The sequence below is a fragment of the Streptococcus oralis genome (assembly GCF_021497945.1).
Lineage (GTDB): Bacteria > Bacillota > Bacilli > Lactobacillales > Streptococcaceae > Streptococcus > Streptococcus oralis_BR.
This window is the reverse complement of sequence record NZ_CP046524.1, coordinates 1,896,321-1,912,866: the sequence shown is the minus strand read 5'-3', so window position 1 is coordinate 1,912,866 and position 16,546 is coordinate 1,896,321. Positions and strand designations below refer to the sequence as shown.

At 41.5% G+C, this 16,546-nt stretch carries 15 protein-coding genes and 1 riboswitch; of the genes, 14 read left to right on the top strand and 1 reads right to left on the bottom strand.

What is annotated here, in order from left to right:
• The first annotated feature begins 8 nt into the window (after positions 1-8).
• The 14 genes from GOM47_RS09475 to GOM47_RS09410 all read left to right on the top strand — a co-directional run bounded on the left by GOM47_RS09475 (position 9) and on the right by GOM47_RS09410 (position 15,086).
• A complete protein-coding gene (locus GOM47_RS09475; RefSeq protein ID WP_235080647.1) occupies positions 9-1,307 on the top strand; it encodes a DEAD/DEAH box helicase in 1,299 nt (432 codons plus the stop codon).
• On the top strand, positions 1,304-1,966 hold the full coding sequence (locus GOM47_RS09470; RefSeq protein ID WP_235080646.1) for a ComF family protein: 663 nt from the start codon (positions 1,304-1,306) through the stop codon (positions 1,964-1,966). Before GOM47_RS09475 ends, GOM47_RS09470 begins: the two co-directional genes overlap by 4 nt.
• Before the next feature lie 79 nt (positions 1,967-2,045).
• The gene (gene hpf, locus GOM47_RS09465; protein WP_000599113.1) at positions 2,046-2,594 is read left to right on the top strand and encodes a ribosome hibernation-promoting factor, HPF/YfiA family; all 549 of its coding nucleotides are present in this window, start codon (positions 2,046-2,048) and stop codon (positions 2,592-2,594) included.
• A gap of 81 nt (positions 2,595-2,675) precedes the next feature.
• Positions 2,676-3,854 (top strand): acetyl-CoA C-acetyltransferase, encoded by a 1,179-nt coding sequence (locus GOM47_RS09460; protein WP_235080645.1) that lies wholly within the window; start codon positions 2,676-2,678, stop codon positions 3,852-3,854.
• Between the two features lie 156 nt (positions 3,855-4,010).
• A complete protein-coding gene (locus tag GOM47_RS09455; protein ID WP_235080644.1) occupies positions 4,011-5,984 on the top strand; it encodes a DHH family phosphoesterase in 1,974 nt (657 codons plus the stop codon).
• Positions 5,981-6,433, top strand: coding sequence for a 50S ribosomal protein L9 (gene rplI, locus GOM47_RS09450; RefSeq protein ID WP_195215772.1), 453 nt, complete (start codon positions 5,981-5,983; stop codon positions 6,431-6,433). Before GOM47_RS09455 ends, rplI begins: the two co-directional genes overlap by 4 nt.
• Positions 6,434-6,476: 43 nt before the next feature.
• Positions 6,477-7,829, top strand: a complete 1,353-nt coding sequence (dnaB, locus tag GOM47_RS09445) for a replicative DNA helicase (RefSeq protein WP_235080643.1) — start codon at positions 6,477-6,479, stop codon at positions 7,827-7,829.
• 1 nt (position 7,830) lies between these two features.
• The gene (locus GOM47_RS09440) at positions 7,831-8,106 is read left to right on the top strand and encodes a Veg family protein (protein ID WP_235080642.1); all 276 of its coding nucleotides are present in this window, start codon (positions 7,831-7,833) and stop codon (positions 8,104-8,106) included.
• 90 nt (positions 8,107-8,196) lie between these two features.
• Positions 8,197-9,306 carry an SH3 domain-containing protein gene (locus GOM47_RS09435; protein WP_235080641.1) on the top strand — a complete coding sequence of 370 codons (1,110 nt, stop codon included), beginning with the start codon at positions 8,197-8,199 and terminating at the stop codon, positions 9,304-9,306.
• A gap of 84 nt (positions 9,307-9,390) precedes the next feature.
• Positions 9,391-12,024: a DNA polymerase I gene (polA, locus tag GOM47_RS09430; RefSeq protein ID WP_235080640.1), complete on the top strand. Its 2,634-nt coding sequence runs from the start codon at positions 9,391-9,393 to the stop codon at positions 12,022-12,024.
• Between the two features lie 103 nt (positions 12,025-12,127).
• A riboswitch (TPP riboswitch) is annotated at positions 12,128-12,230 on the top strand.
• 70 nt (positions 12,231-12,300) lie between these two features.
• Complete coding sequence (locus tag GOM47_RS09425; RefSeq protein WP_235080639.1) at positions 12,301-12,591, top strand: MTH1187 family thiamine-binding protein; 291 nt, start codon at positions 12,301-12,303, stop codon at positions 12,589-12,591.
• Positions 12,554-13,312 carry an ABC transporter permease gene (locus GOM47_RS09420; protein ID WP_235080638.1) on the top strand — a complete coding sequence of 253 codons (759 nt, stop codon included), beginning with the start codon at positions 12,554-12,556 and terminating at the stop codon, positions 13,310-13,312. The genes GOM47_RS09425 and GOM47_RS09420 overlap by 38 nt, the downstream gene beginning before the upstream one ends.
• Before the next feature lie 38 nt (positions 13,313-13,350).
• On the top strand, positions 13,351-14,358 hold the full coding sequence (locus tag GOM47_RS09415) for an ABC transporter substrate-binding protein (RefSeq protein ID WP_235080637.1): 1,008 nt from the start codon (positions 13,351-13,353) through the stop codon (positions 14,356-14,358).
• Positions 14,358-15,086 (top strand): ABC transporter ATP-binding protein, encoded by a 729-nt coding sequence (locus GOM47_RS09410; RefSeq protein WP_235080636.1) that lies wholly within the window; start codon positions 14,358-14,360, stop codon positions 15,084-15,086. Before GOM47_RS09415 ends, GOM47_RS09410 begins: the two co-directional genes overlap by 1 nt.
• Positions 15,087-15,242: 156 nt before the next feature.
• Here GOM47_RS09410 and GOM47_RS09405 read toward each other — a convergent pair whose 3' ends face one another.
• Positions 15,243-16,409 carry a tyrosine-type recombinase/integrase gene (locus GOM47_RS09405; RefSeq protein WP_084856415.1) on the bottom strand — a complete coding sequence of 389 codons (1,167 nt, stop codon included), beginning with the start codon at positions 16,407-16,409 and terminating at the stop codon, positions 15,243-15,245.
• Positions 16,410-16,546 lie beyond the last annotated feature (137 nt).

Below are 16,546 nucleotides of genomic sequence, written 5' to 3'. Positions count from 1 at the left end.
AAAGAAGTATGAAAGTAAATCCAAATTATCTCGGTCGTTTGTTTACTGAGAAAGAAATAACTGAAGAAGAACGACAGGTAGCAGTGAAACTGCCAGCAATGAGAAAAGAGAAGGGGAAACTGTTTTGTCAACGTTGTAATAGTTCGATTTTAGAAGAATGGTATTTGCCTATTGGCGCATACTATTGTAGGGAGTGTTTGCTGATGAAGCGAGTCAGGAGTGATCAAGCCTTATACTATTTTCCGCAGGAAGATTTTCCTAAACAAGATGTTCTTAAGTGGCGTGGTAAGTTAACCCCTTTTCAGGAGAAGGTGTCAGAGGGATTGATTCGAGCAGTCGAAAAGAAAGAACCGACCTTGGTTCATGCTGTAACAGGAGCTGGAAAGACGGAGATGATTTATCAAGTTGTGGCCAAGGTAATCAATAATGGTGGTGCAGTGTGTTTGGCCAGTCCTCGAATTGATGTATGTTTGGAATTGTATAAGCGACTGCAGAATGACTTTGCTTGTGAGATAGCACTGCTTCATGGCGAATCAGAGCCCTATTTTCGAACTCCACTAGTTGTTGCAACGACTCACCAGTTGTTAAAATTTCATCATGCTTTTGATTTGCTGATAGTAGATGAAGTAGATGCCTTTCCTTATGTTGACAACCCTATACTTTACTACGCTGTAAACCAATGTGTAAAGGAGGAGGGGTTAAAGATATTCCTTACAGCGACCTCTACAGATGAGTTAGATAAGAAGGTTCGCACTGGAGAATTAAAACGATTGAGCTTGCCAAGACGATTTCATGGAAATCCATTGATTATTCCAAAGCTAGTTTGGTTATCAGATTTTAATCGCTATATAGAAAAGAGTCAGTTGTCTCCAAAGTTAAAGTCCTACATTAAGAAGCAGAGAAGAACAAGTTATCCGTTGTTAATCTTTGCATCTGAGATTAAGAAAGGCGAGAAACTAAAAGAACTCTTGCAGGAACAGTTTCCAAATGAAAACATCGGCTTTGTGTCCTCTATCACAGAAAATCGATTAGAGCAGGTACAAGCTTTTCGAGATGGAGAGTTGACAATCCTTATTAGTACAACAATTTTGGAGCGTGGGGTCACCTTTCCTTGTGTGGATGTTTTTGTTGTAGAAGCTAATCATCGTCTCTTTACCAAGTCTAGCTTGATTCAGATTGGAGGGCGAGTTGGGCGCAGTATGGATAGACCGACTGGTGAACTGCTCTTCTTTCATGATGGATTAAATGTTTCGATCAAAAAAGCAATCAAGGAAATAAAGCAGATGAACAAGGAGGCAGGCTTATGAACTGTTTATTATGTGGACAGACAATAAAGAGTGACTTGATATTTAGTCACCTCTTGCTGTTTAAGAATGAGAACAACTATCTTTGTTCAGATTGTGAGTCTACTTTTGAGAAAATTGGTGAGGACTATTGCCCGAACTGTATGAAAACAGGCCTGTCAACTATGTGTCAAGATTGTAAATTTTGGTGTAAAGAAAAGATTCGAGTCGATCATAATGCAATCTTCACCTATAATCAAGCTATGAAAGACTTCTTTAGTCGATATAAGTTTGATGGAGATTTTCTACTTAGAAAGGTTTTTGCTCCTGTTCTAGCTAATGAATTGAAAAAGTATGGAGACTATCAATTTGTTATCATTCCCCTAAGTCCTGAAAGATTGCTTGAGAGGGGATTTAACCAGGTTGAAGGTTTGGTTGAGGCAGCAGGTTTTTCTTTTCAAGATTTACTAGGGAAAAGAGAAGAGACGGCTAGTTCTTCTAAGAATCGCTCGGAACGATTAGCTACCGAAATTCCATTTTTTATAAAAACTGAAGACCCTCTTCCTAAGAAAATTTTGCTTATTGATGACATCTATACAACAGGTGCGACTGTCAATCGTGTGAAGCGTCTTTTTGAAGAAGCAGGAGCTTTGGATGTTAAAACTTTTTCCCTTGTAAGATGAGGAAAAAATTTGCAAAATGAAAATGAAAGCGCTATAATATAGTTAGAAAAACAAAAATGTTTAGAAAGAAGGTACTTATATGATTAAATATAGTATCCGTGGTGAAAACCTAGAAGTAACAGAAGCGATTCGTGATTATGTAGTTTCTAAACTCGAAAAGATCGAAAAGTATTTTCAACCTGAGCAAGAGTTGGATGCACGTGTGAATTTGAAAGTTTACCGTGAAAAAACAGCAAAAGTTGAAGTAACGATTCCACTTGGATCTATTACTCTCCGTGCAGAAGATATTTCTCAAGATATGTATGGCTCTATCGATCTTGTAACTGATAAAATTGAACGTCAGATTCGTAAAAATAAAACAAAAATCGAACGGAAGAATAAAAATAAAGTTGCGACAAGCCAACTCTTTACAGATGCCCTAGTTGAAGAGGCAAATGTTGTGCAACCAAAAGTAGTTCGTTCAAAACAAATTGATTTAAAACCAATGGATTTAGAAGAAGCGCTTCTTCAAATGGATTTGTTGGGACATGATTTCTTTATCTATGTAGACGTAGAAGATCAAACAACAAATGTTTTGTATCGTCGTGAAGATGGTGAAGTTGGTTTGTTAGAGGTGAAAGAATCATAAAATAGAATTTTTAAAGTGGTTTACACCAGTGTAAACCACTTTTGTATTGCATCATTATAAAAGGTATAGATGGAGGCGGTTATGAAAGACGTGGTGATTGTTTCAGCAGTGCGAACTCCAATAGGCTACTTTGGAGGAAGTTTGAAGAATGTTTCAGCTGTTGATTTGGGAGCGTTGGTTATTAAGAGTGCTTTGGAAAAAGCCAATGTCAAACCAGAGCTAGTAGATGAAGTGATTATGGGGAATGTCCTAGGCGCAGGTTTAGGTCAAAACGTAGCTCGTCAAATGAGCATTCACGCAGGACTCCCTGAATTTACACCAGCCTTTACTATCAACAAGGTTTGTGGTTCCGGTTTGAAGGCAGTGCAGTTAGCTGCTCAAGCGATTCAGTGCGGAGATGCAGATATTGTCGTGGCTGGTGGTGCAGAAAACATGAGCCAGGCTCCATATGTTTTGCCAAGCTTCCGTTGGGGTGGCCGTATGGGCGATTCGAAAGTGGTAGATACCATGATTAAGGACGGTTTATCTGATGCCTTTAACGAATACCATATGGGGATTACAGCTGAGAATGTGGCAGAAGAATATGGTATCAGTCGGGAAGAGCAAGATGCTCTTGCTTTGGAATCACAAAAACGAGCAGTAGCGGCTATAGAATCTGGACGCTTTAAGGAAGAGATTGTTCCGGTGGTTATTCCTCAACGCAAAGGCGATCCTATCATCTTTGATACAGATGAATTTCCTAGAAAAGATGCTAGCTTGGAGAGTCTGTCCAAGCTACGTCCTGTTTTCAAAAAAGACGGTTCTGTCACAGCGGGTAATGCTTCAGGAATCAATGACGGGGCAGCAGCTGTCTTAATCATGAGTGCTGAAAAAGCGGAAGAATTAGGACTTTCAGTGATTGCCCGCATTCGTTCGTATGCAAATGCAGGTTTGGATCCTAAGATGATGGGATGTGGACCGATTTATGCGACTCGCAAGGCTCTTGAAAAAGGCAATTTGACAGTTGAAGATCTCGACTTGATTGAGTCAAATGAAGCCTTTGCTGCCCAGGCTTGTGCGGTTGGTAAAACACTTGGCTTTAACACAGATATTGTCAACGTCAATGGTGGCGCCATTGCTCTTGGTCACCCAATTGGGGCTTCCGGTTGCCGTATCCTAGTAACGCTGCTACATGAGATGATGAAACGTGATGCTAAAACTGGCTTAGCAACTCTCTGTATCGGAGGAGGGATGGGGACTGCCCTTATCGTGGAACGTTAGGTGTTAGTGATCTGAACACGTGGGTAGGAGGGTGATGATTCCCTCCTCTTTTTGTGTCTGAAGTTAGAGAAATCAATCATGAAAGAAAGGCTTGCATCTTTTAAAAGGTCGCTTTTTAAGGGTTTTTGTGATATAATAATGCGCAAGAGGTTTAGAATGAAAAAAAATAATTTAATCCCGTTTTCTGCGGTCTTACTAGGACTTGCAACTTTCGGAATCTTAACTTTGCTGATTATTTTTTCACATAATCTTGCTGTAACAATCACTGTTTTGTTTTTATTTGTACTGCTTTATCTGCTTTTATTTGTATGGCAAAAAAAACAGTATGAAAAGAGCGAAATTGAACAAATCCAATATGTAAATCACCAAGCGGAAGATAGCTTGAACACGCTGCTCGATCAAATGCCAGTTGGTGTTCTGAAATTAGACTTATCTAGTGGCGAAGTCGAATGGTTTAATCCTTATGCTGAGTTGATTTTGACGACTGAAGAAGGCGAAATTGATGTTGACTTGATTCAAACCATTATCAAGGCTTCTGTGGGGAACCCTGGTTCTTATGCTAACTTGGGCGAAACACGCTATGCCGTTCATATGGACAAGGTTTCGGGTGTCCTGTATTTCTTTGACGTTTCAGGGGAATACGAAGCAACTGTTGAATTGGTAACTAGCCGTCCAGTCATTGGAGTCATCTCGGTAGACAACTACGATGATCTAGAAGATGCAACCTCCGACTCCGATATTAGTCATATCAATAGTTTTGTGGCAAATTTTGTTTCAGAATTTGCTAGTAAGTATGCTATGTTTTCTCGGCGTGTGGGTATGGACCGCTTTTATTTATTTACTGATTACACAGTTCTTGAGGGCTTGATGAATGATAAATTCTCTGTGATTGATGCCTTTCGTGAGGAGGCAAAACAGAGACAGCTGCCATTGACCTTGAGCATGGGCTTTTCTTATGGTGATGGAAATCATGATGAGATAGGGAAAGTTGCTTTAAGGAACTTAAACCTAGCTGAGGTTCGTGGTGGGGACCAAGTAGTTGTCAAGGAAAATAACGAAACCAAGAATCCAGTCTACTTTGGTGGAGGAACTGCTGCATCTATCAAACGTACTCGTACACGTACGAGAGCCATGATGACAGCCATTTCTGATAAGATTCGAAGTGTTGACCAGGTTTTTGTAGTCGGTCATAAAAATCTAGACATGGATGCCTTGGGCTCTGCTGTCGGTATGCAGTTGTTTGCAAATAATATTATTGAGAACAGTTATGCTGTCTATGATGCAGACCAGATGTCAGCAGATATCGAACGTGCTATCCAGTTCTTAAAGAAAGAAGATGTCACGAAACTCTTATCTCTTACAGAAGCGATGAAGCTAGTTACAAACCGTTCACTATTGATTCTGGTGGATCATTCCAAGACGGCTTTGACCTTATCAAAAGATTTTTATGATTTGTTCACTCAAACTATTGTTATTGACCATCATAGACGTGATCAGGATTTCCCAGAGAATGCTGTAATCACCTATATCGAAAGTGGAGCAAGTAGTGCGAGTGAGTTGGTCACAGAATTGATTCAGTTCCAAAATTCTAAGAAAAATCGTTTGAGTCGTATGCAGGCTAGTGTTTTGATGGCTGGTATGATGCTGGATACCAAGAATTTCACATCTCGAGTAACGAGTCGAACCTTTGATGTGGCTAGCTATCTGAGAACACGGGGAAGTGACAGTATTGCTATCCAGGAGATTGCTGCGACAGATTTTGAAGAGTACCGTGAGGTAAATGAACTCATTTTACAAGGTCGTAAGTTGGGGTCAGATATCTTGATTGCCCAAGCTAAGGACTCAACTACTTATGATACGGTTGTCATCAGTAAGGCTGCCGATGCTATGTTGGCTATGTCTGGTATTGAGGCTAGTTTCGTTCTAGCAAAAAATACACAAGGATTTATCTCTATCTCAGCTCGAAGCCGCAGTAAAATCAATGTGCAACGTATTATGGAAGAGTTGGGTGGCGGTGGTCACTTTAATCTAGCTGCTGCACAAATCGAGAATATGAGTCTGTCAGAAGCAGGAGAAAAATTGACCCAACTTATCTTGGATGAACTAAAGGAAAAGGAGAAAGAAGAATGAAAGTAATCTTTTTAGCAGATGTCAAAGGAAAAGGGAAAAAAGGCGAAATCAAGGAAGTGCCAACTGGCTACGCTCAAAACTTCCTGATTAAAAAGAATTTGGCCAAGGAAGCAACTGCTCAAGCAGTAGGAGAGTTGCGTGGAAAACAAAAATCAGAAGAAAAGGCTCATGCAGAGATGTTAGCAGAGGCAAGAGCAATCAAGGCCAAGCTTGAAGCAGAAGAGACTGTCGTAGAGTTTGTTGAAAAGGTTGGACCAGATGGTCGTACATTTGGCTCTATCACCAACAAGAAGATTGCAGAAGAATTGCAAAAGCAATTTGGAATTAATATTGACAAGCGTCATATTCAAGTAAAAGCACCAATTCGAGCAGTAGGTTTGATTGATGTACCTGTGAAAATCTACCAAGATGTTACAAGTGTCATCAATCTTCGTGTAAAAGAAGGGTAAGTTTACAACTTCTTTACAAGATTGTAAAAGGAAGGAAAGTCGGATGGCAGAAGTAGAGGAACTGCGAGTTCAACCTCAGGATATTTTGGCTGAACAATCTGTTCTGGGGGCTATTTTTATAGATGAGAGCAAGCTCGTTTTTGTCCGAGAATATATTGATTCTCGAGACTTCTTTAAGTATGCTCATCGGTTGATCTTCCAAGCGATGGTAGACTTGTCGGATCGTGGAGAAGCGATTGATGCGACAACGGTTCGGACGATTTTGGATAACCAAGGGGATCTCCAAAATATTGGTGGCTTGTCCTATCTTGTTGAAATTGTCAACTCTGTACCAACTTCAGCCAACGCGGAGTATTATGCTAAAATCGTAGCAGAAAAGTCTATGCTACGTCGTTTGATTTCCAAGTTGACAGACTCTGTCAATCAAGCCTATGAGGCTTCTAAGCCTGTAGATGAAATCATTGCTCAAGCTGAAAAGGGGCTTATTGATGTTAGTGAAAACGCCAATCGTAGTGGGTTCAAGAACATCCGTGATATTCTAAATATCAACTTTGGGAACCTAGAAGTTCGGTCACAACAAACAACTGACATTACAGGTATTGCTACAGGCTACCGTGATTTGGACCATATGACGACAGGTCTCCATGAGGAGGAACTGATTATTATAGCAGCTCGTCCTGCGGTCGGTAAAACAGCCTTTGCTTTGAACATTGCGCAGAACATTGGTACTAAGTTGGATAAGACGGTTGCTATCTTTTCGCTCGAAATGGGTGCGGAAAGTCTAGTAGACCGGATGCTAGCGGCCGAAGGCTTGGTGGAGTCTCATTCTATCCGTACGGGTCAATTGACTGATGAGGAGTGGCAAAAGTATACCATTGCTCAAGGGAATCTAGCCAACGCGAGTATCTATATCGATGATACACCAGGGATTCGGATCACGGAAATTCGTTCGCGCTCACGTAAACTGGCTCAAGAAACAGGCAATCTTGGTTTGATTTTGATCGACTACCTACAGCTTATTACAGGAACTGGTCGTGAGAACCGCCAACAAGAAGTCTCTGAAATTTCCCGTCAGTTAAAAATTCTAGCTAAGGAGCTAAAGGTTCCAGTCATTGCTCTTAGTCAGTTATCTCGTGGAGTGGAACAGCGTCAGGATAAGAGACCAGTCTTGTCTGATATTCGTGAATCGGGTTCTATCGAGCAGGATGCGGATATCGTAGCCTTTCTATACCGTGACGACTACTACGATCGTGCGGGTGAAGAAGAGGAAGGAATTCCAAATAACAAGGTTGAGGTTATCATCGAGAAAAACCGTAGTGGAGCTCGTGGAACAGTGGAATTGATTTTCCAAAAAGAATACAATAAATTTTCAAGTATCTCAAAGAGGGAGGCATAAGATGTCAGATGCATTTACAGATGTAGCCAAGATGAAAAAAATCAAAGAAGAGATCAAGGCGCATGAGGGACAAGTCGTTGAAATGACTTTGGAGAATGGCCGTAAGCGCCAAAAAAATAGATTGGGTAAGTTAATTGAGGTTTATCCATCCCTATTTATCGTTGAATTTGGGGATGTTGAGGGAGATAAACAAGCTAATGTTTACGTTGAATCCTTCACCTACTCAGATATCTTGACAGAAAAGAACTTGATTCGCTATCTAGACGAAGAATCCTAAAATGAAGTGAGCTTTGCTCACTTTTTTCTTTTTCTCCCGAATAGTATAAACGAGGGTAACCTCGGAAATTTATATTATTAAGGAGAATGAATGACGTTTTTTAAATCAGGAGTTAAGAAGAGTGGATGTACTCAGTTGAGTGTAGGGCTGGCTACTTTGTTCATTACGAGTACCTTTTTGTTTGGTGGGGAATCGGTTCAGGCCGACAGTGTAGCGCGTGGAGATGACTATCCGCTTCACTACAAAAATGGTAGTGTTGAAATCGATCAATGGCGAATGTACTCTCGCCAGTGTACGTCTTTTGCAGCCTTTCGTTTGAGTAGTGTGAATGGCTTTGAGATCCCGCCTGCTTATGGAAATGCAAATGAATGGGGGCACCGCGCAAGGCGAGAAGGCTACCGTGTTGACAGCAAGCCAGAAATTGGTTCAATTGCTTGGTCGACAGAAGGTTATTATGGGCACGTGGCCTGGGTATCAAATGTATCAGGGGATACGATTGAGATCGAAGAGTATAACTATGGAGTTAGGGAGAAATACAATCGTCGCAGCGTAAAAGCTAGCTCTATGACAGGCTTTATCCATTTTAAGGACTTGGTAGGGAATGGTGGTAGAACTGGAAATCCTATCAGGTCAGGGTTGGCGTCTAGTGGGACTCATACGTTTACTCAAAAGTCTGCCATTCGAAACCAGCCGTCAAGTACAGCACAAGTTATTGACTACTACTATCCTGGTGAAAATGTTAGCTACGATCAAATCGTAGAAAAGGAAGGTTATAAGTGGCTTAGTTACCTATCCTATAGTGGAACGAGAAGATACGTCCAGTATACGGAAACAGGATCGGTGGAGAATGGTTGGAAGAAGCAAAACGGTATTTGGAATTACCGTGAGAACGGGAAACTCGCAACTGGTTGGAAGAAAATAAATGGCAGTTGGTATCACTTCAAAGAAAACGGGACTATGTCAACAGGTTGGGTAAAGGATGACTCGCATTGGTACTATCTAAAGACATCAGGGGAGATGCAGACAGGATGGCTCAAGGAAAATGGAACATGGTATTATTTGGAGAGTTCAGGGGCTATGAAGTCTAGCCAGTGGTTCCAAGTAGGCGGAAAATCTTACTACGTCAATGCTTCAGGGGCTTTAGCAGTGAATACTACTGTGGATGGCTATCGAGTGGATAGTAATGGAGCTAGAATCTAGAAAGAATATAAAAAAGAGGACTTCACTACCATTTGCCTATTCTTTCCGATGGTATTTTTCCCCTCTTTCCTTTATAATGGGTGTATGGACAAGAAAAAATTATTATTAATTGATGGATCTTCAGTTGCTTTTCGAGCTTTTTTTGCGCTCTATCAGCAGTTGGATCGTTTTAAAAATGCTAATGGACTTCATACCAATGCAATCTATGGCTTTCAACTCATGTTGAATCACGTCTTGGAGCGTGTTGAGCCCAGTCATGTTTTGGTAGCTTTTGATGCAGGTAAGACGACTTTCCGAACAGAGATGTATGCAGACTACAAAGGTGGTCGTGCTAAAACTCCAGATGAGTTTCGTGAGCAATTTCCCTTCATTCGTGAGTTGCTAGATCATCTTGGGATTCGCCACTATGAGTTGGCCCAGTATGAAGCAGATGATATCATCGGGACCCTAGGTCGCTTGGCTGAGAAGGATTCTTTTGATGTGACAATCGTTAGCGGAGATAAGGATTTGATCCAGTTGACGGATGAGCATACGGTGGTTGAGATTTCCAAGAAAGGTGTGGCTGAGTTTGAGGCCTTTACACCAGATTACCTCATGGAAAAGATGGGCCTCACACCAGCTCAGTTTATCGATCTCAAGGCCCTGATGGGAGACAAATCAGATAATATCCCAGGCGTCACTAAGATTGGTGAAAAGACGGGTATCAAGCTCTTACTAGAACACGGCTCGCTAGAGGGTATTTATGAAAATATCGATGGGATGAAGGCTTCTAAGATGAAGGAAAATCTCATCAATGACAAGGAACAAGCCTTTCTATCTAAAACGTTGACGACCATTGAGACTCAGGCACCAATTGAGATTGGCCTTGATGATTTGGTCTATAATGGTCCAGATGTGGAAAATCTCGGGAAATTCTACGATGAGATGGGCTTCAAACAGCTCAAACAAGCTTTAAATATTTCGTCAGCTGATGTGGCTGAGAGGTTGGACTTCACTATCGTTGACCACGTCAGTCAAGACATGCTGAGTGCGGACTCTATCTTCCACTTTGAACTTTTTGGGGAAAACTATCATACAGATGACTTGGTTGGCTTTGCCTGGTCCTGTGGAGATAAACTTTACGCTACAGACAAACTTGAGCTCTTGCAGGAGCCGATTCTCAAGGAATTTTTAGAAAAAACACCTCTGAAAGTGTATGACTTTAAAAAAGCGAAGGTTCTTTTAAATCGTTTGGACTTGAACCTGCAGGCCCCTGCTTTTGATAGTCGCTTGGCCAAATACTTACTCTCAACAGTCGAGAACAATGAAATTTCAACCATTGCGAATCTCTATGGCCAAACTTATTTGGCTGATGATGAGATTTTCTACGGTAAGGGGGTCAAGAAAGCCATCCCTGAACGAGAGAAATTCTTGGAGCACTTGGCTCGCAAGGTTGCTGTTTTGGTTGAGACAGAGCCTGTTTTGCTTGAAAAACTCAGTGAACATGGACAGTTAGATCTCCTCTATGACATGGAGCAACCTCTGGCTTTTGTCCTTGCTAAGATGGAAATTGCTGGGATCAAGGTCAAAAAAGAAACTCTGCTTGGGATGCAGGCTGAAAATGAGGTCGTCATTGAGCAACTCACTCAAGAAATCTACGAGTTAGCTGGTGAGGAGTTTAATATCAATTCTCCTAAGCAGTTGGGGGTGCTTCTCTTTGAAAAACTGGGTCTTCCTCTAGAGTACACTAAGAAAACCAAGACAGGTTACTCGACAGCCGTGGATGTGCTAGAGCGTCTAGCTCCTATTGCACCAATCGTCAAGAGAATCCTCGATTACCGTCAAATTGCTAAGATTCAGTCTACCTATGTGATTGGCTTGCAGGACTGGATCTTGGATGATGGCAAGATCCACACGCGCTATGTGCAGGATTTGACTCAGACTGGGCGTTTGTCTAGTGTAGATCCAAACTTGCAAAATATTCCTGTTCGTTTGGAACAAGGCCGTCTCATTCGTAAGGCTTTTGTGCCTGAGTGGGAGGATAGCGTGCTGCTCAGCTCGGACTATTCGCAGATTGAATTGCGCGTTTTGGCACATATCTCTAAAGATGAGCACTTGATTAAGGCCTTTCAAGAGGGAGCAGATATCCATACCTCGACGGCCATGCGGGTCTTTGGAATTGAACGCCCTGAGGATGTGACTCCAAACGACCGTCGTAATGCTAAGGCGGTTAACTTCGGAGTGGTTTACGGAATTTCAGATTTTGGCTTGTCTAATAATCTAGGCATCAGCCGTAAGGAAGCAAAAGCCTACATTGATACTTACTTTGAACGCTTCCCAGGTATTAAAAACTACATGGATGAGGTGGTGCGTGAGGCGCGTGATAAGGGCTATGTAGAGACCCTCTTCAAGCGTCGTCGTGAGTTGCCGGATATCAATTCGCGCAACTTCAACATTCGTGGTTTTGCAGAGCGTACAGCCATTAACTCTCCTATCCAGGGCTCAGCAGCAGATATTCTCAAGATTGCTATGATCCAGCTAGACAAAGCTTTAGTAGCAGGTGGCTATCAGACCAAGATGCTGTTGCAAGTGCACGATGAGATTGTCCTTGAAGTTCCGAAATCAGAACTAGCAGCCGTCAAAGTACTGGTGAAACAAACCATGGAAGAAGCCATCCAGCTCAGTGTCCCGCTCATCGCAGATGAAAATGAAGGAGCAACCTGGTACGAGGCCAAATAAGAAAGCTATGATAGAGTTTGAAGTACTTGCCTTCAAACTCTTTTTCAAGATTTTCTGTAAGCAGTTTCCTTGACATCTTACTTGTTTTGCGTTATCATATGTCCATATAAGATACGGGAGTCTGTGTACAGTCTGAGAGGAAGTGTTAAACTTCGACCGCACCTGATCTGGGTAATGCCAGCGTAGGAAAGGATACTTAGCCGAATTCTGCACCTTTTCCGTATATGGAAGGGGTTTTCTTTTTGTCAAAAGGAAGCCTGAGAAGAGGAGGTTTTTATGAAAGCAAGCATTGCCTTGCAAGTCTTGCCCCTATCACAGGGGATTGACCGGATTGCTATTATCGATCAGGTTATTGCTTATCTGCAAGCTCAATCTGTGACCATGGTGGTGACACCCTTTGAAACGGTCTTGGAAGGGGAGTTTGATGAGCTTATGCGTATTCTCAAAGAAGCGCTAGAAGTGGCAGGGCAGGAAGCAGATAATGTCTTTGCCAATGTCAAAATAAATATAGGAGAGATTTTAAGCATCGATGAGAAACTTGAAAAGTATGATGAGACGACAGATTAGTCTTTTAGGCTTTCTAGGAGTCTTGTCAATCTGGCAGTTAGCGGGAATATTCAAACTTTTACCCAAGTTTATCCTGCCAACTCCTCTTGAGATCCTCCAGGCCTTTGCTCGTGACAGAGAATTTCTCTGGCACCATAGCTGGGCGACCTTGAGAGTGGCTTTACTCGGACTAGTCTTAGGAGTCTTGATTGCCTGTCTTATGGCGGTGCTTATGGACAGTCTGACTTGGCTCAATGATTTGATTTACCCTATGATGGTGGTTGTCCAGACTATCCCGACCATTGCCATAGCCCCTATCTTGGTCTTGTGGCTAGGTTATGGGATTTTGCCCAAGATTGTCTTGATTATCTTGACGACAACCTTCCCTATCATCGTCAGTATTTTAGACGGTTTTAGGCATTGTGACAAGGATATGCTGACCTTGTTTAGTCTGATGCGTGCTAACCCTTGGCAAATCCTTTGGCATTTTAAAATCCCGGTTAGTCTGCCCTACTTTTATGCAGGTCTGAGAGTCAGTGTCTCCTACGCTTTTATCACAACAGTGGTATCTGAGTGGTTGGGAGGCTTTGAAGGACTAGGTGTTTACATGATTCAGTCCAAGAAACTGTTTCAGTATGATACCATGTTTGCCATTATTATTCTGGTGTCGATTATCAGCCTTCTCGGTATGAAGTTGGTCGATATCAGTGAAAAATATGTGATTAAATGGAAACGTCCCTAAGATAAGGATGTTTTAGAAAAAGAAAAGAGGAAATGAAAATGAAGAAAACATGGAAAGTGTTTTTAACGCTTGTAACGGCTTTTGTAGCTGTCGTGCTTGTGGCTTGTGGCCAAGGAACTGCTTCTAAGGACAATAAAGAAGCAGAAGTCAAAAAGATTGACTTTATCCTAGACTGGACCCCAAATACCAACCACACGGGGCTTTATGTTGCCAAGGAAAAAGGTTATTTCAAAGAAGCTGGAGTGGATGTTGATTTGAAATTACCACCAGAAGAAAGCTCGTCTGACTTGGTGATCAATGGCAAGGCACCATTTGCTATCTATTTCCAAGACTACATGGCTAAGAAATTGGAAAAAGGGGCAGGAATCACTGCCGTTGCCGCTATCGTTGAGCACAATACATCAGGGATCATCTCACGTAAATCTGACAATGTAAGCAGTCCAAAGGACTTGGTTGGTAAGAAATACGGTACTTGGAATGACCCGACGGAGCTTGCTATGTTGAAAACCTTGGTAGAATCACAAGGCGGAGACTTTGAGAAGGTTGAAAAAGTACCAAACAACGACTCAAACTCTATCACACCAATTGCCAATGGCGTTTTTGACACTGCTTGGATTTACTACGGTTGGGATGGTATCCTTGCCAAATCTCAAGGCGTAGATGCTAACTTCATGTACTTAAAAGACTATGTCAAGGAGTTTGACTACTACTCACCCGTTATCATCGCAAACAACGACTATCTCAAAGACAACAAAGAAGAAGCTCGTAAAGTCATCCAAGCCATCAAAAAAGGCTACCAATATGCCATGGAACATCCAGAAGAAGCTGCAGATATCCTCATAAAGAATGCACCTGAACTCAAGGAAAAACGTGACTTTGTCATCGAATCTCAAAAATACTTGTCAAAAGAATACGCAAGCGACAAGGAAAAATGGGGACAATTTGATGCAGACCGCTGGAATGCCTTCTACAAATGGGATAAAGAAAATGGTATCCTCAAAGAAGACTTGACTGATAAAGGCTTCACTAACGAATTTGTAAAATAATGACAGAAATTAGACTAGAACAGGTAAGCTATGCCTACGACAATGAAAAGATTTTAGAGGATATCAACTTGCATGTCACTTCAGGTGAAGTAGTTTCTATCCTAGGGCCCAGTGGTGTTGGAAAGACCACTCTCTTTAATCTAATCGCTGGAATTTTAGAAGTCCAGTCAGGTAGAATTGTCCTTGATGGAGAGGAGAATCCCAAGGGGCGCGTGAGTTATATGTTGCAAAAGGATCTCCTCTTGGAGCACAAGACGGTGCTTGGCAATATCATCCTGCCCCTCTTGATTCAAAAGGTCGATAAGGCAGAAGCCATTGCTCGAGCGGATGAAATCCTTGCGACCTTCCAACTGACAGCTGTACGGGATAAGTATCCTCATGAACTCAGTGGTGGGATGCGTCAGCGTGTAGCTTTACTCCGCACCTATCTTTTTGGACACAAGCTCTTTCTCTTGGATGAGGCCTTTAGTGCCTTGGATGAGATGACCAAGATGGAACTTCACGCTTGGTATCTGGAGATTCACAAGCAGTTGCAACTGACGACCCTCATCATTACGCATAGTATTGAAGAGGCCCTCAATCTCAGCGACCGCATCTATATCTTGAAAAATCGTCCCGGGCAAATTGTTTCAGAAATTAAACTAGACTGGTCTGAAGGTGAGGACAAGGAAGTCCAAAAAATTGCCTACAAACGACAAATATTAGCAGAATTGGGCTTAAATACTTAGAAAAATTGGGAGTTAGTGAAGATTATTCTTTACCAGCGCCCTTTTTCTTTTAAAAATAAAAAAATTTCGGTATAATAGTCAATTATACCGAAATCATTCTATAATCGTTGATACATAAGGGTTTTATGTATCGCTTTTTTTATTTTGTGGACTTTTTTAAGAACTTTTTATTTTTTCGAGGGCAGTTTCAAAGAATGAGACTGCTCTTTTTTGGTTTTCTTTTGATAAATGGCTGTAAGTGTCCATAGTTACAGATATTTTTGCATGGCCAAGCCGTGTCTGTATCTCCTTGTATGGCAGGCCAGCATTAAGCAAGATACTAGCGTGAGTGTGTCGGAAAGCATGAAAGCCTAAATCAGTACAGTTAGCGTTTTTTAAGTGCTTATGTAGGCGGTAATCAACCTTTCGAGTATTGACATAGTTGTCAAAGCTATCAGAGAATACTTTCTCATAGGTTAAGCCAATGTTTCTACCATTTTCTGCTTGTCTTGCTCGGTAGAGACGAAGCATGAGCACTGTTTTATGATCGATATCTAGAACTCTATAGCTTGATTTTGTCTTAGGAGTGTTTACCTGGTTTAAAATGTTGAGTGTTTTGTTAATATCAATCGTTCCGTTCTGCAGATCAATATCAGACCATTCCAGGGCCAGACATTCACGGATGCGCAGTCCAGTAGCTAGGAGCGTTTTATAAAGCACAGTATCATAGAAATTGACAAAGGTATTCTCCAGGTTATCGAGATAGGAGAGAAAGTTTTTAAGTTCCTGATCTTGAAAGTATTTAATTTCTTGTTTATCTCTAGTTATCTTTCTAGGAATGACAATATCACGAGCAGGGTTATTGTCTAATGCTTGAATAGAAACTCCATACTGTAGAATACGTTTATTTAAGGCATGAAGGTGATTGTATTCTTTATACCCCGTTCCGTCCTGATTGTACTCATCCGCCCACTTATTTACCTGAGTTTGGATAATGACAGGTGTAAGTTTATCTAGTTTATAAGTACCAAATGAGGGCAAGAGGTAGTTATTTAAGCAGCCTTTTATCTTTATCTGCGTATTAGTCTTTATGGTATGCTGGTAGGTTTGCCAAAACAAGTCCACAAGTTCGCTATAGGTTGTTATATGTGAGCGTTGTTTCCGTGTAGAGCCGTTTTTCTCAAATTCTACCTTAGCCTGAGTGGCCTTGTTTTTGAGTTCTTTCTTTGTTCGTGCTGATATGGTAGTCTTGACCTTCTTACCAGTCACAGAATCAATGCCAAGATAGATACTGGAGCGGTAGACTGCTGATCCGTCTTTTTTCGTGTGTTTTGTAATTTTCATGGTTTTAACTCCTTTTCCATCAGCAGGCAAGCAATTAGAAAATGTTTTGAGTTTATACCATGCGAGGAGCTACGAGAATGCCCCTATTCTTCGATTTTAAGCAGTCAGATGGAAATTGTACCAGAATAGGAAATAAG